Origin of the sequence: Undibacterium sp. Ji42W (genome assembly GCF_049340405.1) — a bacterium.
Lineage (GTDB): Bacteria > Pseudomonadota > Gammaproteobacteria > Burkholderiales > Burkholderiaceae_D > Undibacterium.
In genome coordinates, this window is the sequence record NZ_JBMPOV010000003.1 from 604,065 (window position 1) to 626,945 (window position 22,881).

The 22,881-nt window shown below is 51.4% G+C and carries 22 protein-coding genes; 13 read left to right on the forward strand and 9 right to left on the reverse strand.

Annotated elements, in window-relative coordinates:
• Positions 1-174: 174 nt before the first annotated feature.
• The 4 genes from ACO0LG_RS09175 to ACO0LG_RS09190 form a co-directional block, all read right to left on the reverse strand.
• Positions 175-774, reverse strand: a complete 600-nt coding sequence (locus ACO0LG_RS09175; RefSeq protein WP_423025515.1) for a hypothetical protein — start codon at positions 772-774, stop codon at positions 175-177.
• A gap of 277 nt (positions 775-1,051) precedes the next feature.
• Positions 1,052-2,311 (reverse strand): diguanylate cyclase domain-containing protein, encoded by a 1,260-nt coding sequence (locus ACO0LG_RS09180; RefSeq protein WP_423025517.1) that lies wholly within the window; start codon positions 2,309-2,311, stop codon positions 1,052-1,054.
• A 166-nt stretch (positions 2,312-2,477) separates the two neighbouring features.
• Positions 2,478-3,623: a sensor histidine kinase gene (locus tag ACO0LG_RS09185; protein WP_423025519.1), complete on the reverse strand. Its 1,146-nt coding sequence runs from the start codon at positions 3,621-3,623 to the stop codon at positions 2,478-2,480.
• 369 nt (positions 3,624-3,992) lie between these two features.
• Complete coding sequence (locus ACO0LG_RS09190; RefSeq protein WP_423025521.1) at positions 3,993-4,196, reverse strand: hypothetical protein; 204 nt, start codon at positions 4,194-4,196, stop codon at positions 3,993-3,995.
• Positions 4,197-4,318: 122 nt separating this feature from the next.
• On the opposite strand from ACO0LG_RS09190, the gene ACO0LG_RS09195 reads away from it, so the two are divergent.
• The 3 genes from ACO0LG_RS09195 to ACO0LG_RS09205 all read left to right on the forward strand — a co-directional run bounded on the left by ACO0LG_RS09195 (position 4,319) and on the right by ACO0LG_RS09205 (position 7,798).
• Positions 4,319-5,212 carry a LysR family transcriptional regulator gene (locus ACO0LG_RS09195; RefSeq protein WP_423025523.1) on the forward strand — a complete coding sequence of 298 codons (894 nt, stop codon included), beginning with the start codon at positions 4,319-4,321 and terminating at the stop codon, positions 5,210-5,212.
• Between the two features lie 380 nt (positions 5,213-5,592).
• On the forward strand, positions 5,593-6,255 hold the full coding sequence (locus tag ACO0LG_RS09200) for an ester cyclase (RefSeq protein ID WP_423025525.1): 663 nt from the start codon (positions 5,593-5,595) through the stop codon (positions 6,253-6,255).
• 547 nt (positions 6,256-6,802) lie between these two features.
• Positions 6,803-7,798 carry a hypothetical protein gene (locus tag ACO0LG_RS09205; protein WP_423025527.1) on the forward strand — a complete coding sequence of 332 codons (996 nt, stop codon included), beginning with the start codon at positions 6,803-6,805 and terminating at the stop codon, positions 7,796-7,798.
• A gap of 522 nt (positions 7,799-8,320) precedes the next feature.
• On the opposite strand, the gene ACO0LG_RS09210 is transcribed toward ACO0LG_RS09205, so the two are convergent.
• On the reverse strand, positions 8,321-9,226 hold the full coding sequence (locus tag ACO0LG_RS09210; protein WP_423025529.1) for a LysR family transcriptional regulator: 906 nt from the start codon (positions 9,224-9,226) through the stop codon (positions 8,321-8,323).
• Between the two features lie 125 nt (positions 9,227-9,351).
• Here ACO0LG_RS09210 and ACO0LG_RS09215 point away from each other — a divergent pair, with 125 nt between their 5' ends.
• Positions 9,352-9,969 carry an FMN-dependent NADH-azoreductase gene (locus ACO0LG_RS09215; protein ID WP_423025531.1) on the forward strand — a complete coding sequence of 206 codons (618 nt, stop codon included), beginning with the start codon at positions 9,352-9,354 and terminating at the stop codon, positions 9,967-9,969.
• 125 nt (positions 9,970-10,094) lie between these two features.
• On the opposite strand, the gene ACO0LG_RS09220 is transcribed toward ACO0LG_RS09215, so the two are convergent.
• On the reverse strand, positions 10,095-11,021 hold the full coding sequence (locus ACO0LG_RS09220; protein WP_423025533.1) for a LysR family transcriptional regulator: 927 nt from the start codon (positions 11,019-11,021) through the stop codon (positions 10,095-10,097).
• 122 nt (positions 11,022-11,143) lie between these two features.
• Between ACO0LG_RS09220 and ACO0LG_RS09225 the strand changes: the two genes are divergently transcribed.
• From ACO0LG_RS09225 to ACO0LG_RS09235, 3 genes are all read left to right on the forward strand, one after another.
• Positions 11,144-11,425 carry a hypothetical protein gene (locus ACO0LG_RS09225; RefSeq protein ID WP_423025535.1) on the forward strand — a complete coding sequence of 94 codons (282 nt, stop codon included), beginning with the start codon at positions 11,144-11,146 and terminating at the stop codon, positions 11,423-11,425.
• A gap of 67 nt (positions 11,426-11,492) precedes the next feature.
• Positions 11,493-11,843, forward strand: coding sequence for a hypothetical protein (locus ACO0LG_RS09230; RefSeq protein ID WP_423025581.1), 351 nt, complete (start codon positions 11,493-11,495; stop codon positions 11,841-11,843).
• A gap of 458 nt (positions 11,844-12,301) precedes the next feature.
• Positions 12,302-13,465 carry a serine hydrolase domain-containing protein gene (locus tag ACO0LG_RS09235; protein ID WP_423025537.1) on the forward strand — a complete coding sequence of 388 codons (1,164 nt, stop codon included), beginning with the start codon at positions 12,302-12,304 and terminating at the stop codon, positions 13,463-13,465.
• Between the two features lie 106 nt (positions 13,466-13,571).
• Here ACO0LG_RS09235 and ACO0LG_RS09240 read toward each other — a convergent pair whose 3' ends face one another.
• Entirely contained in the window at positions 13,572-14,687 is a 1,116-nt protein-coding gene (locus ACO0LG_RS09240; RefSeq protein WP_423025539.1) for a metallophosphoesterase family protein, read from the reverse strand.
• A gap of 452 nt (positions 14,688-15,139) precedes the next feature.
• Here ACO0LG_RS09240 and ACO0LG_RS09245 point away from each other — a divergent pair, with 452 nt between their 5' ends.
• Positions 15,140-16,387: an amino acid--tRNA ligase-related protein gene (locus ACO0LG_RS09245; RefSeq protein ID WP_423025541.1), complete on the forward strand. Its 1,248-nt coding sequence runs from the start codon at positions 15,140-15,142 to the stop codon at positions 16,385-16,387.
• A gap of 79 nt (positions 16,388-16,466) precedes the next feature.
• Here the strand turns inward: ACO0LG_RS09245 and ACO0LG_RS09250 are convergent, their stop codons facing one another.
• Both ACO0LG_RS09250 and ACO0LG_RS09255 read right to left on the reverse strand, forming a co-directional pair.
• Positions 16,467-17,006 carry a hypothetical protein gene (locus ACO0LG_RS09250; protein ID WP_423025543.1) on the reverse strand — a complete coding sequence of 180 codons (540 nt, stop codon included), beginning with the start codon at positions 17,004-17,006 and terminating at the stop codon, positions 16,467-16,469.
• A 543-nt stretch (positions 17,007-17,549) separates the two neighbouring features.
• Entirely contained in the window at positions 17,550-18,002 is a 453-nt protein-coding gene (locus ACO0LG_RS09255; protein ID WP_423025545.1) for a MarR family winged helix-turn-helix transcriptional regulator, read from the reverse strand.
• Between the two features lie 100 nt (positions 18,003-18,102).
• Between ACO0LG_RS09255 and ACO0LG_RS09260 the strand changes: the two genes are divergently transcribed.
• From ACO0LG_RS09260 to ACO0LG_RS09280, 5 genes are all read left to right on the forward strand, one after another.
• A complete protein-coding gene (locus ACO0LG_RS09260; protein WP_423025547.1) occupies positions 18,103-19,059 on the forward strand; it encodes a quinone oxidoreductase family protein in 957 nt (318 codons plus the stop codon).
• Positions 19,060-19,190: 131 nt separating this feature from the next.
• The gene (locus ACO0LG_RS09265; protein ID WP_423025549.1) at positions 19,191-19,604 is read left to right on the forward strand and encodes a hypothetical protein; all 414 of its coding nucleotides are present in this window, start codon (positions 19,191-19,193) and stop codon (positions 19,602-19,604) included.
• A gap of 432 nt (positions 19,605-20,036) precedes the next feature.
• Positions 20,037-20,915, forward strand: a complete 879-nt coding sequence (locus ACO0LG_RS09270; protein ID WP_423025551.1) for an ATP-binding cassette domain-containing protein — start codon at positions 20,037-20,039, stop codon at positions 20,913-20,915.
• Positions 20,912-21,721 (forward strand): hypothetical protein, encoded by an 810-nt coding sequence (locus tag ACO0LG_RS09275; protein WP_423025553.1) that lies wholly within the window; start codon positions 20,912-20,914, stop codon positions 21,719-21,721. Before ACO0LG_RS09270 ends, ACO0LG_RS09275 begins: the two co-directional genes overlap by 4 nt.
• Positions 21,718-22,476: a hypothetical protein gene (locus ACO0LG_RS09280; protein ID WP_423025555.1), complete on the forward strand. Its 759-nt coding sequence runs from the start codon at positions 21,718-21,720 to the stop codon at positions 22,474-22,476. The genes ACO0LG_RS09275 and ACO0LG_RS09280 overlap by 4 nt, the downstream gene beginning before the upstream one ends.
• Positions 22,477-22,881: the final 405 nt, after the last annotated feature.

The window sequence follows — 22,881 nt, forward strand, 5'->3', positions numbered from 1 at the left end:
AAAAATGGCGTTCTCATCGTTGAGAAGAGTGGCGATTTAATGTCATGAAAATGGCGACATGGCATGCTTGCGATTTGTACGATTACGATTACAATTACGCTGTGCTTGTCGTATCGACGAGTTACGAACTGTAATCAGATCAATTGGCTCTTTTGATTGGGGTGCATTAAAGTTCTAGTCTGCCATGGACAAAATTGCCCCCGCGGTGGTGGCGACGTTTGCTGCTTGTGGAAGTGCCGACAATAATGCTCTCAATGCGAAACGTTTGGGCTTAGCCGTTGCAAATTGCGCTTCTGCCACTTCAATAAGTTCCATTGCTTCGAGTTTTTCATTGGCGTTAATTGGAGACTCTTCAACCGACCTTCTCAGTTCTGCGAATTTATTACTGACATCAGATCGTTTGTAAGCTCTGCTGAGGCAATTGTCTAACGAATGATTATTTACACTCATATCGTTACCAATGAATTGAAAATTACTATTAATCTTACTTACCGCAGACCGGGCCTCAAGCACATTCAATTTTTTAACCTTGAGACGATATCCTGCGGGAATAGCTGCCAATTCCTCTTGATATCCAGGGTCAAGTACTTCAAATGTTTCTTCGTCACCGTTGGATGTGGTATTGACGATTAAGTCACCAGTGTCGATCAATGATATTGTTTGCATTATCTGGATAAGATCAGTTGAGACTGACGCTGGAATATCACTTATGCAGCTTCCGTCAATTTTTTTAAGTACCGAAACCCTATCTCGAAATAGACCGTTTACATTCATAATTTCCCCGCTCTGTTTAAATTCGCCTACATGCAAAAGTAGGCCATTTCACGTCGAATATTTTGCTGTCCATCTTGGCGTTCATCCATCGCCATTACTATAGTCAACCTACCTGGCTAAGTAATCATAGGCTTGCGCACCAGGTATAGAACGGAATTGTGCTGAATGCCTAATAATTGCCCCCGCTCCGCTCATTTATCTGCAAGTTGGTACCAGACTTCAATGATGACATTGAATGCATGGGTGTCAGTCGCAGGTGGAATACGTCGTCAACTTCCTATATTGAATGTGGCTTCATGTCGCTGTGGAAGAATGCGTAATTATTCCTGCCTGCACTTTTCGCGCAGTACATGGCAGTGTCAGCGTTTTTTATCAGTGTCTCTGCATCTTGTCCATCGCCTGGATACAGGCTTATCCCTATGCTCGCTTGCGCATATAAGTCTTTTTGATCATGTTGAAAAGGCTGCAGGAGCGCCAACTGTATTTTTTCTGCGATATGCGCCGCATCTTCTGCATATTTACCGCCGACTAGAAGTATGACAAATTCATCGCCGCCATATCGGCTGACGGTATCAGAACCCCTGACGCAATCAGACAAGCGTTGAGCGACAGATTGCAGCAATACATCGCCACTGGCATGTCCAAGTGAATCATTTGTATGCTTGAAATTGTCAAGATCCAGAAACAACAATGCCAGTCGTGTACCATTCCTCTTGGCTAAATGTATTGCTTGCGCGATGCGGTCATTCAACAGTATGCGGTTCGGCAAATTAGTGAGCGCATCATGCTGTGCCATATGAGCCAATTTGTCGGTCGCCGCCTGAGCTACGCTGACATCATGAAACACAATGACTGCCCCAGCAAGTTTGCCATCGCAGTCATGTATTGGAGAGGTAGAATCTTCGATGTGAACTTCGCTACCGTCTTTTCGGATTAAGAGCGTATTTACGGGTAAGTCTACTATCGCGTTTCTTTTCAAAACAAGTTCTACCGTGCTGTCTTCAACTTGCCTGGTTATACCGTTAATGACTTTAAAAATTCTTTCTACCTGGTGCCCGGTTGCGTCTACTTTCGCCCATCCAGTAAGCGCTTCGGCAGCGACGTTAAGATAATCGATTTCGCCGTTAATATTGGTGCATATGATCGCTTCGCCAATCGAATTCAATACGATTTCAGCACGGGCTTGTTCTTCGTTGAGTTGTTTTTCGACATTCTTGCGCAAAATAATATTTCGCAATGATTGCGGAACCAGACTACTGACAAAATAACCCTTGGATAGGTATCCTTGCGCACCTAGCTGAACGGCTTCCAGAGAATCAGCTTCTTCTTCGTCGGCACTCAGGGTCATGATTGGTGTCCCGGAAAATTCGGCAAACAAGGCCTTGAATGTGTCAACTCCCTTGCTGTCAGCAAGTGTCAAGTCCACCAGGATCAAATCAATGTCACCTTTTTGCAATCGTGACAAGCCCGCATCAAGCCGGCTAAGACATTCAGTCAGAAATGGACCATCCTTGGAATGAAGAAGTGCATCCTCCAAGATCTTTGCATCGTCAGAATTACTTGTAAGGATAAGAATTCGATATATCATAATGCCTGCTTTTCTAACCAGAAAATTGGGTTACGGTAAGAAGGACATGCGAGGTGAACTAAATGTTGTATCGACCTTGCCATTCCTTTGCACAACAAGCTTGCCTTCAAGTTACTTATTCACCAGGCTGAACTGATCGACGAGGCAAATCAATGGTGAACATGCAGCCTTCTCCAAGTTTGCTTTGTACCGTCAGCAAGCCACCATTTGCTTCGACACTACGTCTCGCAATGGAAAGCCCGAGACCCAGGCCACTTTTGTTGGTGCCGCTTTGAGTGAATGGCAGGAACATGTCCCGCGCCGCTTCCTCACTCAGACCTGGCCCACTGTCCTTGACATGGATACGGATTCGCTCAGCATCAGCATCAACGCTGAGTGTAACGGCGCCATCTTTTCCGCTAAATTTAAAGGCATTTTGCAGGAGATTTCCCAACGCTGAAAAGAGCAAGTCTTTATCTGCATCAATCATCAGTATTGAAGGGGTTTGCTCAATATGGAAGCTACAATTGAGTATTTCAGCTTCGAGAGAAGCGGAGTATTTCACCTCGCCGATAAAATTGGCAAGACTGAAGACGGAGCGGTGCAGGGGCATGCCAGGTCCGATACGAACTTCTGCAAGCGAGCGATCAATCAAGCGCTGAAGTCCTACCAGGCTACGGTCCAGAACGCCACCAGTAGAACCGGTTAAACCGACATTGCCCGATTTGATGGCTGTGAGCGCAAGCATCGCTGTGTTTAAGTGATTACGCAATTCATGCGCAAAAAAACCCAGCCGCTCATTCGTTTCCAACGCCTGCTCATCAGCAATCACAAAGTCACGTTGTTCGCTAAACGCTGTAACAGCGTCAGCGATTCCATTATCCAGGCACCGGTTAAGGGTACGAAACTCACTGATCTCAAATTTCTGGTTAAGATCAATCGACAGGTCTGACACAGCCTGGCAGAGGTCACCATAATTATGGACGACCTCATTGATCGAATAGCCCAGCGTCAATAGGTCGGCACCATGCATTGCGGCAGATACACCCAGCTCGGCGTGACGGCCAGGATCACCGGACGATGGGCCTGAAACGGCCATGGCTTGCGCTATGGCACCTTGACTTTCAGCCTGGAGTGTGCGGATGAGTTGATCAAGGAACAAGGGAATCCCTTGTTCCAGTTGCCGTTTGTTTGGCGGCGATCTTTGGGGGCGCGCAGAAACTTTGTCGCGACATCGTCGCTCAAGCTCGGCCCGGTTAGCGATTAAAAAATCGTGCATCATGGAAAATCCTCGTAAGGTTTCCCATCCCTGTCAATTGAAGGGCTTGCGGCAACGTTGCCGGTCTTGGGATTTACGCCCCAGTAGTCGGCGCGTTTTCTCACATTAGGTTATTTTCATTATGTTGACTGTGCGATACCACACTTATGTATATTTTTTGATTCCTTGCTTTTTTTTGAAGTTATTGTATTTATTGCTATTATTTAGATGCGCAATTTCAATATTGTTTCAGTCGCCGGTACGATTTGCGCAGCGCCATTGTGCGCAGGTGATGCAGGTATAACTACCGCCAGCTCAAAAATCAGCATGTGGATGCGCTATGGCGCACTGCTACCAGGCAGGAGTCCGTAACTTGCAACGCAAGCCGCCTTCCTATGTCTGGTTGGTCAGCATGAGATATACCCGCAATTTCTGCAAATAAGTGTCCAGCACTGGCTTGACTGGTACCTTCAACCAGAATTCAAGTACAAGCACGGCCAGGCCAAATGCGGATATTGCCAGTTGTCGGGGTCGCAAGGCGAATGCGCATTCTGCGTGACTGGAGAATAGCTGAGCTAGATGGGTGGTGATATTCATGGTATTGGCTCTTTCATCAATGCGACAGTAGTTGTTACTGCAAGAGATGGCAGTCTGCGGTATTGCAAGCTAAATGAAAATTGCCTAGAATCGCATGGTCGCTATAAATAAATGTATATGCCATGAACACAGAGCCGAACTGGGAGTGGTACCGTACTTTCTTGATGGTCATCGACACCGGGTCTTTGTCGGCTGCGGGACGGGCGATGGGGATGACGCAACCTACTGTTGGCCGCCACATCGACAGCCTGGAGAAGGCGCTGGAGTTGAAGCTGTTCACGCGCACGTTTGACGGCTTCGCGCCGACCGAAGCGGCACTTGAGCTCAGGCCCTATGCAGCCGACGTTGCCGCCACTGCTGCGGCATTGCGCAGAGTCGCCAGCAGCCATGGATCAGGTGTGCGCGGCACCGTGCGGGTCACTGCCAGTGAAGTCACTTGTGTGGAAGTGCTGCCGCCTATCCTGACGGCACTGCGGCGACAACACCCTGAGTTGATGATAGAACTGGTGCTGTCGAACCGTGTGGATGATCTTTTGCATAGAGAGGCAGACATCGCCGTGCGTATGGTCAACCCAGACCAGGACGCCTTGATTGCCAAGCGTGCAGGTGCAATTGAAATTGGTTTTTTTGCCCATCGAGGCTACCTGGCTGATTTTGGTGTGCCAAAATCGATGGATGAGTTGTCGCGCCATGCCATCATCGGCTTTGATCAGGAAAATGCTTTCTTGCGTAAATTGAAGTCCAGGTTCCCCACACTTGATCCCTCAACATTTGCTTTGCGCACCGACAGCGATCTGGCGCAACTGGCGGCTATCCGTGCAGGCTATGGCATAGGGGTTTGCCACTCTGTGCTGGCTGCCAGGGACAAAGAACTGGTTCGGGTGTTGAAATCACAGTTCTCGGTTAACCTGGATATATGGATAGCCATGCACGAAGATCTGCGTGAAAGCCCACGTTGTGCAGTGACATTTGCTGCGCTCACGGCGGGTTTGAAGGACTACGTCAAGAGGCAATAGTTGACGTGCTTTTTTGCTGGAAGATATAAAACCAGATGCATGACCCGGCATTGCTTTAGCGCAAGGCGGGTAAGGCCGCCATAGAAATAGCTGGTCGCCGCAATAGCCTGTATTGCACTAGCCATCCTCATTCATCTCCATTCTGTCTGTTTGATAGACAGTGCATGGCTATGCATTAATGCATAGCTGCTAGTCGGTTTTACGTAATTTCTTTTACCTGGGCATTCGCCCATACTTCTTCTATCGCAATACGACTGCACAGCGGCAATATCTCACCAGGGAATTTGCCAATGCGAGCAGAAGTAGGTCAACAGACCAGCGATGACTGACGCAATCACCTACTAATTTTTTAATGCAATGAACTTATTTCAGGAGCTTTCATGAACTCAACTCGCAACTTATCTGGCAATTCAGCTGGCAACTCAGCTGGCAACTTATTTGGCAACTCAGCTAAAACCTCATCTGGAAAATATTCCCGTAGCACCATACAGATGGTCGCTGTAATCGCATTGCTGGGCACCAGCCTGAGTGCGGCTTTTGGCGCGACTGCGGAGGCAGCAACATCTACCCCCGCTGCAATCACGCCAACGCACCAAACCCGAGTGACCAGGCCACATCAGGTACTTACTACACAATGGATATCCTTGTGGAATGGCGATCTTGATCTGGCCAAATCCATCATCGCGCCTGACTTTGCTTTGCACGCCACCTTGCTGGATGGCCGCCCGGACACCGCGATCAGTGGTCCCGCAGGGCTTGCAGCCTGGATCGCACAAAGCCACGCGCTTTTCAACAACCTGCGCTTCACAGTGCAAGTCGGGCCCATTGTCGATGGCGACTTTGCAGTGCTGCGCTGGGAGGCGACTGGCAATTACGGCGGTGGCATACCCGGCACAGGCGCAGCAGCAGGGACACCGCTGAAATTCACAGGTACCGACATCCTCCGTATCGAAAACGGGAAAGTGAAAGACTATTGGCTGCATGCCGATACAGCGAGCCTGTTGACGCAGTTAAAGTTTGGGCAAACACCGGCCGCGAATTAAAGCTGTCGACCGTAGGACAGCAGGTAGGATTAGGTACCATTAGCGCAGCGTCATCGTACGCAAGTAGTGCATGTTGCTACCGCCAGCCACCCTTGCCTTATTAGGCAGTCTGCAAGGTATGTTCTGGCGTCGGAATATGCCGTTTTTTGGATGTCGCTGATTGGGTGATGAAGCTAGCCAATGCTGAGGCATGTGTATGTTTTTGCTGTACTAAACGTCGCTACGGGCTGCAATAAAATAGCGACTGTTGAAAAATTGGATGAATAATCAGAGTCGAGTAAAATTCTGTATTTCTATGGAAATTAGGTTAAATATATCTAATTACTGGTGGTAAAGTGAATTATATTTATTATATTGTAGCTTCTATATTGTTAAAAAATACAGAGGGCTGCAAAATTCAGATAGCATCACCGCCGAAGAATCTGCATGTTGTTAGAGATCATTCCCATTGATGAAATGAGTTCCAAGTGTGCCTGGGTCATCTTTTAGCAACAGGCCACGCTTTAAGCCAAGCCAGCAGTCTGTTACCTTTTCCCATCGAAATACTATGCGCCTTATCCTGAAATTATTCCTCTCACTTTCCCTCGCCTGTTCATTCGTTTCTTCCGCCCACAGTGCGGCAAACATCCCTAAGGCCAGTCTGCCAGTGCAGCGAGCCAGCTTTGACTATCACAGTGCGTTTTTAATGAACCTGCATCATTTTCTGCTGGATGTTTCGGTGGGAAAAAAATCATTGCAAGACCTGCCCTGGGATAACAAACCAAGCGAGGCAGAATTCGCTTTGTTGAAAGAGGCAATTGATTTTTATCAGGCTGATTACGCTAAACGCGACTTGCTCTTTGATGCGACCATGCAAACGATCAAGCGTGGCTTGAGCGTTGATGATCAGCGCCGTGATGCCAGCGGCCTGGCTATTCCAGCGCCGCTCATTGCTGTGTTGAACCGGCTTGCTCCTGTGTATGCCCGCTGCATTTGGGCATCGCAGAATAAAAGTAACCTGGACTGGATCAGCCAGACCAGACAACTGGATGCCACATATGGCAAGGAAATACAGGTGCGCATAGAGAAGTATCTGGCCCACGCTTTTCCAGTCGCACCAATACGTAGTGATATCGTCGTGCTGACGGGCACAAGGCAGGGCGCCTATACCGATGAACAGATCATCATGCCCAGTGGCCGGCCAGATTATCAGGGTCTCGCGGCGCTGGAAATGCTTTATCACGAGGCATCGCATATCGCTGTGACTGATACCTTGGTTGCAGCCATCAACGACAGGATGAAGGTCACACATCGTCATGGCGAATCTGACTTATGGCATGTGCTGCAATTTTACACAGTAGGAAAAATTACCCAGGATGTCCTCAAGCAGAGTGCTAATCTTGACTACCAACCCTACGCATTGAAGAACGGCCTGTATCAAAAAGCATGGCCAGAATATCTTGATTTGATTGATCAGGTCTGGGTTCCTTACCTGGATGATGAACTCAAATTTCAGCAGGCGATTGAGCAGGCAGTGAATCAAATGCCGGGAGAAAAAAAATAGCGAGGCAGTTGAGATCAAAGTGTGTGCGATGACGCTTCACAATAAAAATCTGACGTTCATCCTGGAGTAGGATGTCATCTACTTATCTGCATGATCCCGCGTCTGCATTGCAATGATTAGTGCTTGTCAAGGATCACCACTGACAAGCACATTGCTGCATCAGGTGCGTGATTACACACCGCTGACTACGTATGCATTGAGATTGCGTGATCTTTACTCAGAAACGATGCGTAGTAACGCATTTTATCGGTCATGGGTGGTGGGGAGATCAGTGTGGAATTTGCCACTTGCTCGTGCGAAAATCCTGTAAATGACGATTCTGCTCAGATGCTCTTGACAATTCAAATGAAAAAAGGCGTAGCTGACAGTCAATCAGCCTGTTTTTTTTTGCTGTGGAATGGCTGTGCGCCATATTGTTTGTAGTTCCATTTGCATTGCTCAGAACATCAACATAGAAAATCTGATCATTAGACAGCCAGTGGGTTGCAAAAATGATGCGATTGCAACTCATATTCGCTAGCATCAAGACTGCAAACGACTCTTAAGATCATCCAGTAACCAGCGCCCCGCAGGACCTGGCGTGCGGCTGCGTTTATGGGCGGCGTAAATGGTCAGGCCTTCCTTGGGTGTGGGGTCGTTTTCGATTTGGAGGGCAACCAGGTCGCCGCTTGCGATGAGGCCAGCGACCAGGTGCCGGGGCATGCGGCACCAGCCAAAACCGCCTAGCAGGAAATCGAGGCGGCGGCCAAGATCGACAAAGCGCCATAGCCTGGCACTGGCTACGCCATAGTTTTCGCTTTCAGGTGCTACCGGGTCGGACAGCACCAGTTGTACATGGGGCTCAAGATCGGCCTGCGTCGCCGGGCAGCCCTGTGTTGCCAGTGATGCAAGCGGATGACTGGCGGCGACAACCGCCTGCATATCTATACGCAGCAAAGGGTAAGCGGCAATGTCTTCTGGCACGGCGGGTAACAGCAGGCAGATTCCAATCGCAGCAGCATCGCTGCGCAAGCGCCTGAGCGAGCCGCCCAGGCCCTCGGTCGAAAAGCTGAGGGGCAGGTGAGGGTAGGTCTTACTCAGCATCGACAAGCTGGCTATCAGCGGTGCGCTTGGTACCAGCGGGTCTATCGCGATGACCAGCTCTGGCTCCAGCCCTGCGCGTGTGCCCGCAGCCACTGCCTCGAAGCGGGCAGCGCTGACCAAGACATGGCGCGCCTGTTCTACCAGCACACGCCCGGCTTCTGTCATGCTGGGTTTGTGGCCGCTGCGGTCAAACAGCGCCACGCCTTGCACATCTTCCAGCGTCGCTATCGTCTGGCTGATGGCGGACTGCACGCGGCCCAGCTTGCGGCCAGCGGCAGAGAAGCTACCAGTGTCGGCGATAGTGACAAGCACGCGCAGTTGATCCAGCGTCAGGCTACCTATCAAGATTTTTCTCCCACCAAAATGATATGTGTTCCCCATCACCAATTGTGATCGACTTTATCATAATTTAATCTCTATCGCAGAAGATGAGGTGGCGATATATTGAGTTTTTTTCAAGGAGATATCACATGACACAACTCTTGATCGTCGAAACCAGCCCACGCGGCGAACAATCTGTCTCACGCCATTTGACGCGCCGCTTTGTACACGAATGGCAAACAACGCATACAGATGGCAAAGTCGTCGAGCGAGACCTGATGCAGACCGGCTTGCAGTTCACCAACGCCGCCTGGTTGCAAGCCTACTTCACACCACCCGCCCAGCATACTGCTGCCATGGCCGATGCATTGAGTTTGTCCGACCAACTGGTCGCAGAAGTGCTGGCAGCAGACCATATCGTCATCGCCACTCCTGTGTATAACTACAATGTGCCCGCATTGCTCAAGGCATGGATAGACCAAATCGTGCGCAAGGGCTTGACCCTGGGTTTGGATGGCCGTGGCCTGGTGAGTGGGAAAAAGGCGACGGTGCTGATCGCATCAGGCGGCGTGTATACCGAGGGCTCGCCGATACGTGAACGCGACATCGCCACACAATACCTGCGCCTCATCCTTGGCGTTATTGGTATCACTGACGTGACTTTCATTGCTGGTGGCGGAGCCAAGAGGGTTGACCTGGGGGAGGAGACGATGGAAGGCTTTGTCGATAAGCTGAGGCAGGATATCAGGCAGGCGGCGAGTGCGTAGGAGATCAACAAGTAGGGTGCGATACAACTCTCCTTGCTCGCTGAATGCGGATTGCCTGGCTATGCAAAGCAGTGATAGCCAGGATGTCATGACGTGCATCGATGCATCTTGTTTTCAGGATGCGTTCACCGCTTTGTGCCGGAGTGCAGGCCGGCGACGGTTCCTGGAGCGACCTTGCAAAGATGCTTGGCGAAGTCGAGCAAGTGAGGTGGCTTGGTGCCGGCGCGCGACCAGGTTGCTTCGAAACTGATCGTGAGTTCGCGGCCAGATTTATCGGTGATTGGAAATGATGCGCTCCCGCTCACTGTCACTTTCGATTTTGGCAGTATCGCCGAACCGATACCCAATGCGGCCCACTCTTCAAGCACCTTGTAACTCATGGCTTCGCCTGAGTATTCCTGGAGCTTGCGACGCTGGCTGCGAAACATGGCACGGGTCGCACGCGACAAACCGCAGGCGTCAGGCACCATGACATAGGTTTCATTCGCAATGTCTTTGAGTTGCACAGAGTGCCGCGGCGTGTCGCCCTGCCACATTGTGCCACGGGGGATGAAAATGAGCGATTCTTCATAAAGGAAGGTGGAGTCCCACGGTCCTTTGTGAACATGTGCGACGCCGAAAACAAAATCCAGGAGCCCTTTATCAAGCATGCGGTAAAGGTCAGTCATGTTCATCTCGCGTAGCACAACGTCAATGTCTAGATTGCGTAGCCGGAACGGCTCTATCATCAATCCCAAGAGATTTGCACTGATGAGTGGCGACGTGCCGATGCGGATCAGACGTTTGCCTGGATTGTGGAACATGCGGGTCTGATGAACCAGACTGGTCTGCGCGCCCAGCACCTCATTGATATAAGGTAAGACGTGCACACCAAAGGGTGTCAGCGCGACCTTGCGGGTCGTGCGCACAAATAAACGTTCGCCCAACTCGCTTTCCAGTTGAGCGATGCCATTCGATAACGTTGGCTGGGTGACGCAGCATTCCTGCGCCGCGGCGGTGAACGACCCCGTGGAAGCGATGGCACTGGCAAAGCGAAGTTGGCTGAGATTCATCTTCTATTTATAGCACATATGAATGAATTGCATGTGAAAAGACAATTTCCGAATAAGTCGGCGTATGCGTAATCTTCATACATGTCAGCAACCTGCTGGCAAAAACCTCAAGGAAAATGAAGATGATCTATCTACAAATTGGTCTGGCTGTCGCTGCGGAGGACCGCCCGGCGGCTGCTGCAATTTACACACAGTTCAAAGCGGCATTCCTGACACAGGCAAAGGGCGCACTGTCCAAGGATCTGCTGATCCGGGATGAAGACGTACAGGTCCTGCACGGCTTCGATACGATCGAGAACACTCATGCCTACCTCGCCAGCCCGCTCTTTAACGACGACGTGGTCACCGCGCTGAAACCGCTATTGCAAAGCACACCCGATGTACGTGTTTACACGGCAGCCTGATCCACTAAAGCACTGTTCCAGCTTCATTTTACCAGGAGAACTCATGACGAATAAATTCCAGCGCACGATGACCAGATCCTTATCTGCCGTGTTCTTTACGTCGGCCCTTATCTTGCCGGGCCTGGCATTTGCAGAGAAGGCCTACCTTGAGATCACGCTCAAGGTCGATCCTCAAGATCGGGCCGCTGCCGGAGCGATCTATTCCAAATTCAAGAAATCATTCCTCAGCAAGATTCCGGGCGCAAAGTCGAAGGAACTGCTGATCCGTGACGAAGACGTCCAGGTGCTGCACGGATTTGCCACTCGCAAGCAGGCAGAGACGTACCTCAGTAGCAATCTCTTCACGAAGGATGTTGTGGTCCAGCTCAAGCCCTTGCTCAAGGCCGACCCAGAAGTCCGGATTTATTCGGCTGATTGACGCGTGCCGGAAATGCAGTGGAGTACAGCGCATCCGGGCGCATATGCTCCCCTGTCTGTTCCGGCGACGCTGCCTATCTGTGGATACAGACTTTGCAAGCAACTTCATCAAAGCATATGACAACTTCAAGGCTCTGGGAGGGCTCCGCAAAGTTCTTGATCCCGCTGGCGCATCAATTCTCAACATCGCCTGACAATTTCTATGGAACCAAGAGGGGCGTTAGTGGGGGCATTAGTGCCCAAAAAAGTAGGGGGGATTGTCTGTTGCTGATTATCTTTCTGCTGATTGTGCCCGGGCTGAACCTGTGAGCACAGATCCCATGTAGCGCGAACGAGTGACGTAAAAAGAAGAGTGCTGCTGTTCACTTTATTTGCACACCCATGTAAAATCGATAACACCGCCAACAGCGGTCAACAAATTTTATCTGCCTCTTATCCATGTGCCTGAAAAGGAAACGAATGCGCACCAGCGATGCACTACTCGCGATATTGAGTTTGTTCCTGACATCCCTTACAACTGCGCAAGCCAGTGCCACAACCAAGGCTGCGATACCGGATAAAAACACAGAGTTGCCGCCTGCTGCTGAAGCGGCAATGAATGACAAGTTGCAAACCATGTTTAACACAGCCTGCAACAAGGATGAATTCTCTGGTGTTTATCTGGTCGCAAAAGCTGGCAAGATCATCAGCGAGGCCGCATGTGGCGAAGCCAGCAAGCGTTACCATGTGGCGAACACGATAGAAACGAGGTTCAATGTTGCCTCGGTTGGCAAGATGTTTACAGCGGTGGGCATAGGCCAGCTCGCAGAGGCGGGGCGTTTGTCGTATGCTGACCCTGTCAGCAAATATGTGGATGCCAGTTGGTTGTCACCTGAAGTGGCAAAGAAAATCACCATAGGGCAGTTGCTGTCGCACACATCGGGCCTGGGCGATCTTTTCAACAGCAAGTTTCTCAACGGCCCGTATATGCAGATGGTCGCGCTGCGTCACCTGGATGACTACAAGCCATTTACACGGGATGCGACACTGGAGTTTGCACCCGGCAGCAATTATTTGTACAGCAATATGGGTACGCTTTTACTCGGCGTCATCATCGAAAAAGTCTCGGGACAAAATTATTATGACTATGTACGCCAGCATGTGTTTCTGGCGGCAGGCATGCATAGTACCGACAGCTATGTCAGGGATGAGGGAACAGAAAACCTTGCTACCGGTTATCTGGGCAAGCAAGCCGCGACAGCAGGCAGGAAAGAAAATACTGTCCTGATACCATTGCGTGGCGGGCCGTATGGCCTGGGCTATTCGACCACGCATGATTTGCTGCGCTTTGCCGATGCACTGCACGCAGGCAAGCTGCTCAAGCCAGCAACGCGCCAGTTGTTCTGGCAAGACCAGACCGCAGGCCGTGCAGACAAGGGCAGCTATGGATACTGCTTTGAGTTAAGCGCGGGCAAGCTGGGCAAAGTCGTGGGCCACAGCGGGCAGTTCACCGGGGTGTACAGCAAGCTCGATATGTATCTCGACGCTGGCTATACCGTGGTCGTGTTGTCGAATTATGAGCCAGGTCAGCAACCGCTGGCGGGGCGTATTGCGGCTGTGCTGGAGAGTATGTCAGGACAGTAGGGGGCGTCTTGACGCACCACATCGTCAATCACCGTAACGGTTCAAAGCAAAACGGTGCGTCAAGACGCACCCTACTTGCCATGACATGTGTGACCGCGCTACTGGCTCAAAAATAAATGGACTTCAGTTTTTGCGTTTTGCCATAGTGCTCATCAAAACCATACACATCCAGATGCACCTTGCCGCTGGCATGCACTTTAACGATGGCCCAGGCATACATGCGGTCTTGCGGCTTGCTGGTGTCGTTCGCCTTGGCCGAGAATGGCGAACCGCCTGAGCCTACCGTCACTTGCCATGCCTTGCCACCTGTGGCCAGTGTCGGCTGCCAGGCATGGTAAATATGCTGGTGCCCGCAAAAATAAGCGGCCTGATACTTCTCGACGACATCCCAGAAATCTTTCAGGTTATCAGGGTAAATATCGAGCCCATCGAGGTTCACATCTGCTTTATAGAAATAGGTATAGGCGGGTTTGTGGCCGAATACAAAATAGTGTTTGGCGCCGCGCTCTTTGGCTTGCTTGAAATCTTCTGCCAGCCAGTGCGCAGGTGCATGGCCGTCATTGCCGACCGGGTCGGTATTGATGACTGCAAAATGACTGTCGGCAAAGTCGAAAGAAAAACTCAGTTGCGACTGGCTTGTCTGGATATTGTCCGGGCCACCTACTGCGGGGGCATTGTCGACCTGGAACGCGGCAAGCTCTTTGCCAACGATGTTTTTCCAGCGCTCAGTATCTACGATCAAATCCCCCATGTTTTCACGCCAGATGTTTTCATTGGCGAGGCTGGCGGCCTTCTGGGTCTTGCCTGCGCTGTCTTTGCTGCGCTCCTGTACTTCGTGGTTGCCGGGCACGGGCACCACATAGGTGCCTGTCTCCATCATGTTGGCTACCATGCCGCGCCAGTAGGCATATTGGCGGTTGAACGTGGCCTTGTCCGTCGTGTATCCCATGACCATGTCGCCGTTAAAAAACAGGGCATTGGGTTGCTGCACCTGTATCTCGCGCAATATGCGTGTCACGGCCCTGGTATTTTGCAGCCAGATCTGGTCTTGCCTGTTCAAATGCGGCCCTGGTTCGGCACGCGAATCACCCACTGTCGCAAACGACACCAGCACCGGGTCTGGCTTGGCCGCAAGCACGCTTTGTTGAACGAACAGGCTGGAGATAACAAAAGCAAGATTGGCTAGCAGCTGATGAGTTTGCGTGGCTGGTCTGATCGACATGGGGTGTCCGGCGAAGTAAATATGCCGAGTATAGGGGAGCTATGTGACAGGAATAAAACAGCGATAAGAGCGCATTCAGTGCTATTGACAAGCAGGATAGTCTTGATATAGGCTTGTGTCTCAACGCCTTGCAATGCCTTGCGATACCATGCAGGCACCTATTCATTTTTTGACAGCAATCATGCAAATTACTTCGTATCCACCCATAGCAAGTACGCCGGAGCCACGCGGCCTGCGTAGTTTCGCCTGTGGCTGCGAGGTTTTGTCGCTTGTTGCCCGTTTTAATAATAATGATTCCAACTCGAAACCGGGCTGGGGTCGTTTCGTTGTATCAGATTAGTATTTGATCAAATAGCGAAAACCACGATTCAAAAAAGCCCGGAGATTCCGGGTTTTTTCATTTCCGGAATCCGAAGGCGGCAGTTAATCAACCCGCAATCAAGGAGAAGGACATGTTTACATTCGAGGACATCGCAGTACAGGCAGGTAAAAAAGTAAGAGTAGAAGGTTTTGTGGCGACCACCCGTATGCAGAGCAAAATGGCGTTTGTCATTTTGCAGTCGGGCGCGAGCAAGGTGCAGGTCGTGGCGTCTGGCGCGGCGCGTGAACAGGCGAAGGCCTTGATGCAGCAGGCGTATGCGGCGGTCGAAGGCAGCGTTGTTGCATCGGCGCAGGCACCTGGCGGCTTTGAGATACAGGCAGAGTCGGTGGAGCTGGTGTCACCGACGATACAGTGGCCGATATCCAGCGATAGCGAAATCGGGGTCAAGCTGGCATGGCCTGCTGCACGCTTTCGCGAGCGTAAAGAGGCACTGGCACTGATAGTGCAAAGCGAAATCGAGATGGAAATGACCAGCTATCTGAGGCGGCTGGGTTTCATTGGCATTCATTCACCCAAGCTCATGGGCGCACCATCTGAATCAGGATCAGAAGTGTTTGAAGTGAAGTATTTTGGTGAGCGGGCTTATCTGGCCCAGTCACCGCAGATCTACAAGCAAATTGCCATCATGGCAGGCTTGGGAAAGATTTATGAAGTTGGGCCTGTGTTCAGGGCAGAGCCCAGTTTTTCTTCACGGCACGCGACGGAGTTTATCTCTTTTGACGTTGAACTCGAAGGTGTCAAAACCGAAACCGAGATCATAGAACTTGAATGTGCAATGATCATTGCTGCCTTGCAGCAGGTGATCATCAGAATGGGCCCGGAGCTGGCCTTGCACTACCCCAAAGCAACGGTGCCTGCCGCCTGTCATGTCCTCGAATTTGCCCAAGCGCAGGCCTTGCTTGGCGTATCCGGCGACGAATCACTGAGCGCCGAAGAAGAACGACAACTCGGTGCGATGATGCAAGAGCAAGGCCATGAACTGGTGGCGCTGACCCGCGTACCGTGGAAGCAAAGGCCGTTCTACCATATGCGCGAAGGCGAGAGCCTGACACGGAGTTTTGAGTTGCTGTATCGCGGCGTAGAAATTACCACGGGTGCGATACGCGAACACCGGTACGATGTCCTGATGGCGCAACTCGCCGAGAAAGGCTTGACAGGCAAGGGCCTGGAATTCTATCTCGAGTCATTCAAACTGGCAGCACCACCACACGGCGGCTTTGGCCTGGGCCTCGCACGTTTGACTGCCTTATTCCTGGGTTTGCCCGGGATTAAAGAGGCGACGTTTATTCATAGAGGGCCAGGACGCTTGTCGCCTTGAGCATGAATCGTTCTCAGATATTCAAGGTGCTAAAAGAAACGCAGATGGAAGGTGCAGAGTAGCGCACCTGCATCCTGGTTTAAAACTTCGTTTCCCATTGCGCATTGCCGCTTCTGTTGGTCGCGCCATAAATGGTACGTGCAACTGCACATAGTGCCATGGCTTGTACCATCAACAGATACCATCCTGCTTCGCCGGCGGCAACGGCGTCCTGGGTATGGCTATTGAGGCGCATGGCGTGCTTGACCCTGGTCACATAGAGGCAAATAAATTCCATGAATGAAGCGGGTGACGGATGGGCGACCTTGCCCATGAAGTAGAACGATAGATAAATACCCAAGAAAATCTGCAAGACGAACGCCACGGCAACCAGCAGCAAAAAGGCAAAGTCAATGCGGCTGGCTGGAAACTTGACATGGTTTGCGACCAGGTAAAACCCGCTCAGGGCACAAAACCCCATGAGGATGGCCCCTATGGGCAGGAACACCAGATAAGAAAATGAAAAAAGATTCAGGCCAGTGCCACGCCAGATGATGGTGTTGATCGTGCTCACCAGCAGTGAACTGATCAGGCAACATGCCCAGGCGAGGGGTCTTGCGTATGGGGAGATAGATGTCACTGGCTGGCCTGGATGCGGGTAGGGTACTGGATTCGTATTTATTCTGCGGCACGATAAAATTTTGCGCGATATTAGCTTGATGCTAAAGTGGCGTCAAGGATGTGCGTTTGTACGAGCAGATTGGATGTGACTGATATTCAATCTGCAAAATGATTGGCCATTTCAGGAGTACGGATTTTACGCAGATGGATCCCAGCCTGCGCTGGGATGACGTTAATACGGTCAAGTGAGTATTCCAATTTTTGTGATTTCAATCAGCTTCAGCTTTCTCGTCGCCGCTGTTTAATTCAGCCGCAATTTTAAAGTCGTCATTCCAGCGCAGGCTGGAATCCACCGGGCTGGCGCGCCAGTGACGTTTGTCGCAATGATATATCGCTGCTATTGCCGTATCCTTCCGCAGTAGGGTGCGCCGTGCGCACCGTTTTTTAAATCCGGCGATTTGAAAATACAAACGGTACGCACGGCGCACCCTACTGGTTCATCAGATGCAGCGGCAATTGCATCTGGCGTTCATCCACAAGCATCATCAGCGCCATTGCAACGTCACAAAGTCCCCACCCAGGCCAGCGCATCATCCGCAAAATGTCGCAGCAAGCGCGCCAGTTCGCGCACGTCTTCTTTTTTCCAGTCGCTCAGCATTTTTTCTATGATCTTTTGCCGCGCACTGTCGAGCGCATCTGTCATGACGCGACCCTGTTCGGTGATGATGGCGGCCTTGACGCGGCCATCTTGCGGGCTGGGGCAGCGGCTGACCAGGCCCAGGCTTTCAAGCTTGGCGATCTGGCGGCTGACGGTGCTGTGGTCGCGCCCGACCAGTTCTGCCAGCTCGACGATGCCTATCGGCCCCAGGCGTTCTATGCGTACCAGCAAGGGGAAGAGGGCGCGGTCCAGATCAATGCCCGCTGCCGCAATGAGGGCGGCATCCGGCTGCGGACGGTTCAGCACACCGGTGATATCCATCAGGGCACCGCGCAGTTCGCCAATTTCTTTCTTCATGTTGTAGTCCTTGCGTATATTAATATATGTGTATAATGCACGGATATTCAGTGCATCCAATGTGAGCAAGCCTGAATAATTTCAGCAAAGGATAGCAGATATGAAAGCAGCAATCGTAGTAGAAGCAGGCAAGCCACCCGTCTATGGTGATTTCAAGGAACCGGTCGCAGGCGAGGGGGAGGTGCTTGTCAGGGTGGTGGCAGCAGCACTCAGCCCTGTGGTCAAAAGCCGCGCCTCGGGCAGGCATTATAGTTCCGCAGGCAGCTTGCCATTTGTGGTGGGCATTGATGGCGTAGGTTGTCTGGAAGATGGCAGCCGCGTCTATTTTGCCCTGCCGCAAGCGCCCTTTGGCAGCATGGCAGAAAAGACCGTAGTCAGGGCTGCGCAATGCATCGTCTTGCCAGATGCGCTTGATGATATCAAGGCGGCAGCCATTGCCAACCCCGGCATGTCCGCCTGGGCCGCGATGCAGGAGAGGGCAGAGCTGGTGGCAGGCGAAACCGTGTTGATCAACGGCGCAACTGGCACGGCAGGCCGCCTGGCAGTGCAGATTGCAAAGTACCTGGGTGCGAAGAAGGTCATTGCCACAGGCCGCAACAAACAGACGCTGGAAGCACTGCACGCCATGGGCGCAGACGTGGTGATCGCTCTTGGCGACGATCAACAAGCCATGGAAAAAATCTTCAAACAGCAATTTGCACAAGGGGTTGATGTGGTCGTCGATTACCTGTGGGGGCAGAGTGCAGAGCTGCTGCTCATCGCCGCTGCCAAGGCAGGCAAAGAGGCCGTACCCATGCGCTTTGTACAGGTGGGTTCGGTCAGTGGCGAAGACATCAATTTGCCGAGCGCGGTATTGCGCTCATCGGCTATCGTGCTCATGGGTAGCGGTATAGGCAGCATCCCGCCCAAGCGCTTGTTCACATCGATAGGCGAAGTCTTGCATGCTGCCGTGCCCGGCGGGTTTGACATCGCAGTAGAGGCGGCACCCTTGTCTGCGGTGGCAGAAAACTGGGGCAAGGATGCCAACATGCCGAGGCTGGTGTTTACTGTGGATTGAAGCTTTGCCGAAAGCTGTGCCTGTACTAGCATGCGCCAGCTTGCAGTAGTTTGCAATGATCTGCTTGAACAAGCGCATTGCTTTCCGTATCTTTGTTGTCTGTATCAATGACACCAGCTATGGATACCAGCATGGAAATCAGTTTCACAAAATACCAGGCACTCGGTAATGCCTATCTGGTTGTTGATGCATCCGCTCCTGGCATAGGCAGTGACGGTCTGCTGTTTGGCCACGGTTACCCGGACGATGCCGACTTTGGTTGGTGCATCATCAACCCGGATGGCAGCAATGTGCAATTCTTGCGCATGCTTGATCGCCAGAACATATCACTGGAAATATGGGAACGTGGCGCAGGTTACACCCGTGCATCCGGCAGCAGCAGTTGCGCCGCCGCTGCCGTGGCGCACAGGCTGGGGTTGGTTGATGCGAACCTGACGGTGCACATGCGGGGTGGTGACATCACGATGGCCATCTCGCCTGATTTTGAAGTGGCGATGACCGTGCCTGTGCTGGTGGTGTGCCGTGGTGAGGTGGTGAGGTGGTGAGGTGGTGAGGTGGTGGTAAGGGATAGGTTTTTGTAGGGGGCGCCGTGCGCACCGGATCCACTTTTGCTACATGTTGTGTGTAAAGACGGTGCGCATGACACACCCTACCGCTGTTAGATAGCTTCCTTCCATTTGCCGCAATTGCCCTGGCCTAGCCGTAACCTGAGGCGCATTGCAATGCGCTGCATGAGATCGTCGCATTCACATGAAAATATTTCTACTTCAGATGCAGCAAACATGTGGCTGCATTAGGTCTTCGATGATTCCATCTACAGCCAAAAACTTCCCATTGTTTTCAAAATAGTAATACAATCCTGCCTTCGATACGCAAAATTTTATCGGCAAGGATGGCTGTGCCCATCTCATTGTCATGCTGCCAGTCACATACATGCAATACACCATGCCGCACGTAAAAACGTTTTAAGGACATTGATGATCAACGTCACGCAACTACAATTTGATTATGGCAAGAAGCGCGTCTATGACGACTTTTCACTGACGCTGGACAAGCCCGGCGTATATGGCCTGTTTGGCCGCAATGGCAGTGGCAAATCGACGCTGCTCAAAATTCTGTCGGGTTTGCTGTTCCCTCACGGCGGGCAAGTGGCGGTGCTGGGTTACAGGCCCGCAGCGCGTCTGCCGACTTTTCTGGAACAGGTGTATGTCGTGCCGGAAGAATTTCATCTGCCCGATATCAACTTGTCGGTTTTGTATAAAACCCATGCGCCGTTTTATCCGCAATTTTCTGGCAGTGACTTTTTAAAGTATGCCGAGATTTTTGAAATCCCCCGCGACAAGGGTTTTGCTGCCATGAGCCTGGGGCAAAAAAAGAAGGCTGTCATTGCCTTTGCTCTGGCAACACACACGCCCCTGCTGCTGATGGATGAACCTACCAATGGCCTCGACATCGTCGGGCGTTCACAATTCAAGACTATCCTGGGCGGCAAGGAGCATGCCAACCGCACGGTGATCATCAGCACCCATCAGGCACATGACCTGGAAAGTTTGATGAGCCATGTGCTGTTTGTCGATGGCGGCAAACTTGCGCTGTCGGCCAGCATGCAGACACTGCAGCATGCACTGCACCTGGGCGTGGCTGACAATCAGGCTGACGCAGCCGGCAGTATCTATCAGGAGGCTTATGGCCACCAATGGGCGTATGTGAGTCGCAATGTGAGCACTGCACCAGGTGTGGTCAATCTTGAATTACTATACAAGGCACTGAGTATCAATAAGCAGGGAGTGTTGGATGCGGTGGCGGGCTATCTGCTACATCAACCCCATCCCCAGCTTACAAAGGAATTGCAATGACAGATTTTTTTGACATACAACGTTTTGGCCGCCTGCTGCGTGCGCATTGGGCAGAAAGCTGGCGCGAATATGCGTGGTTTGCGGGTGTGCTGGTGATACTTGATCTGGTGATCATGGTGGTGACGGTTTCGCTTAACGCCAACGGCAGGAATGAGCAGTTTACTTTCACTGCGCAGTCAACCTGGTATTTTACGGGCCTTTACCTCTCTGCCCCACTCTTTGCGTGGCGGTATTTCAAATACCTGCAAAACCCCGGTGCCTGTCTCATTGCTTTGATGCGACCGGCCTCGGTATTTGAAAAATGGCTTATGGCGTTCCTGGTCATCGGTCTTCTTTATCCGCTGACTTACAGTTTGCTGTACGTCATATTGCATTATCCTGCGGTGCAGTTGGCCAAAGCTGTGGTGGCTAGCATGCCAGCCTGCGATGAATGTGACCGCGATTTTCGTTTTTTCTTTCCTTTCCTGACAAGCGGCAGTACAACAGGGGATGACCACTCCCTTTTGTTCCATGTCTATTCGTTTTTGCTGCTCTCGTTCTCACAGGCACTTGTTGCTGGCGGGGCGGTTTACTTCAGACGCTCGCCCGTGCTGCGTACTGCACTGGTCACGTTCTTTTTGGGCACACTGACGCTGCTGACAAGGATTGCACCGCAAGCTGGTATATTCATCAGGGACTGGCGCTACACCGACGCTTACGTTCACAGGCCGGTGGAATATGTACTCTCCCTTGGCCTGTGGCTGGGCGTACCCGTTTTGTTATGGATTGCACTTTATTTCCATATCCGGGAAAGGGAGGTGGCATGATGCCGCGTTATTTCTCCAAAGTAGGTGTCTGGTTGTTCACACTCGCCTTTGTCTGGTACCTGGCAGGTAATTATATGCTTGACCACCTGAGCAAAGAACGACTGGCCAAGGCTGAGAGCATGCATGTCAAGGACCAATTTGCTGATCTGGGCGGCCAGACCATGGTGGTGCTTGATACGCAGGTTGAAAATCGCCGAGGTGCTGGTAAGATCAAACTCGTCTTTGAGCCTGGTATGACGCAGGCAAAAGTCAGCAATCCAAATTTGCAGATTGCTGTAAGCATGCAAGCAACCAGTGATGCTTTTCATATCAGATTAAGTTCAAGTAAATCAGATTTGAGGCACTATAATTCTGAGACAATAGAAATCCGCTTGCCAGTGAGCGTAAGAAAGCTGGAGTTGACAGGCACTTCCAGTGCAGAAATCTCGGGCAGTTTCCCTGCACCTGAGGCCGTGCTGGAATTGTTGATACAAGATTGCGGGTCTCATACTGACATCGGAAATTTGCAGGTGAGACAGCTGAGGCTGGTGTCTCGCTGTGTGCCACCACCAACAAAAGAATGCTGTTCGATCACTTATTCTTTGAACAAAGACATGCAGATCAGAATGCTCGAAGTAAAAATGCCGTTCGGTAACCTGGATATACACCCTGAGCACTTGCCACAACAAATCCTGCTGGATGTGGGGGAAGATGTAACGATATCTGGCAGGCGCGATTTTTTTAAATTGGCGCGTTTTGTACCTGACAAATCCTGAGTTGAACCTGGTGAATTGATGCTGCAGCAAGTTTCAGTCTTGCTGCCGCATTGTCTTTATGGTCGGAACTCTTGTCGTGCAAGATGCCGGTTAGCAGTAGTGTGCGCCGTGCGCACCGTTTCCTGCTCAATATTTTGCGAAAATCCAATTCAAAACCCGGTGCGCACGGCGCACCGTTTTTCTACGCTTTCCTGAACATTGAAGAGATGGTGCGTCAAGACGCACCCTACAAAAAACGACGCCATGCAGTTTGCAGGCGTCGCTTTTATTGTTCCTATGCGCGTAACGCATGAGCACGGTATTCGGTTGACAAGCTACCTGCTGTTTAGAACAACAACACTAAGCCCCACGTCCTGTGGTTTTTTGCGTCAACGCAATGTAGCCGGGCGGCGTTTTTGGCTTACG

Coding starts and splice junctions, on each gene's coding strand:
- ACO0LG_RS09175 (WP_423025515.1), bottom strand. CDS start 774: ATGAATGTAAACGGTCTATTTCGAGATAGGGTTTCGGTACTTAAAAAA.
- ACO0LG_RS09185 (WP_423025519.1), bottom strand. CDS start 3,623: ATGATGCACGATTTTTTAATCGCTAACCGGGCCGAGCTTGAGCGACGA.
- ACO0LG_RS09190 (WP_423025521.1), bottom strand. CDS start 4,196: ATGAATATCACCACCCATCTAGCTCAGCTATTCTCCAGTCACGCAGAA.
- ACO0LG_RS09195 (WP_423025523.1), top strand. CDS start 4,319: ATGAACACAGAGCCGAACTGGGAGTGGTACCGTACTTTCTTGATGGTC.
- ACO0LG_RS09200 (WP_423025525.1), top strand. CDS start 5,593: ATGAACTCAACTCGCAACTTATCTGGCAATTCAGCTGGCAACTCAGCT.
- ACO0LG_RS09205 (WP_423025527.1), top strand. CDS start 6,803: ATGCGCCTTATCCTGAAATTATTCCTCTCACTTTCCCTCGCCTGTTCA.
- ACO0LG_RS09215 (WP_423025531.1), top strand. CDS start 9,352: ATGACACAACTCTTGATCGTCGAAACCAGCCCACGCGGCGAACAATCT.
- ACO0LG_RS09220 (WP_423025533.1), bottom strand. CDS start 11,021: ATGAATCTCAGCCAACTTCGCTTTGCCAGTGCCATCGCTTCCACGGGG.
- ACO0LG_RS09225 (WP_423025535.1), top strand. CDS start 11,144: ATGATCTATCTACAAATTGGTCTGGCTGTCGCTGCGGAGGACCGCCCG.
- ACO0LG_RS09230 (WP_423025581.1), top strand. CDS start 11,493: ATGACCAGATCCTTATCTGCCGTGTTCTTTACGTCGGCCCTTATCTTG.
- ACO0LG_RS09235 (WP_423025537.1), top strand. CDS start 12,302: ATGCGCACCAGCGATGCACTACTCGCGATATTGAGTTTGTTCCTGACA.
- ACO0LG_RS09240 (WP_423025539.1), bottom strand. CDS start 14,687: ATGTCGATCAGACCAGCCACGCAAACTCATCAGCTGCTAGCCAATCTT.
- ACO0LG_RS09245 (WP_423025541.1), top strand. CDS start 15,140: ATGTTTACATTCGAGGACATCGCAGTACAGGCAGGTAAAAAAGTAAGA.
- ACO0LG_RS09255 (WP_423025545.1), bottom strand. CDS start 18,002: ATGAAGAAAGAAATTGGCGAACTGCGCGGTGCCCTGATGGATATCACC.
- ACO0LG_RS09260 (WP_423025547.1), top strand. CDS start 18,103: ATGAAAGCAGCAATCGTAGTAGAAGCAGGCAAGCCACCCGTCTATGGT.
- ACO0LG_RS09265 (WP_423025549.1), top strand. CDS start 19,191: ATGGAAATCAGTTTCACAAAATACCAGGCACTCGGTAATGCCTATCTG.
- ACO0LG_RS09270 (WP_423025551.1), top strand. CDS start 20,037: ATGATCAACGTCACGCAACTACAATTTGATTATGGCAAGAAGCGCGTC.
- ACO0LG_RS09275 (WP_423025553.1), top strand. CDS start 20,912: ATGACAGATTTTTTTGACATACAACGTTTTGGCCGCCTGCTGCGTGCG.
- ACO0LG_RS09280 (WP_423025555.1), top strand. CDS start 21,718: ATGATGCCGCGTTATTTCTCCAAAGTAGGTGTCTGGTTGTTCACACTC.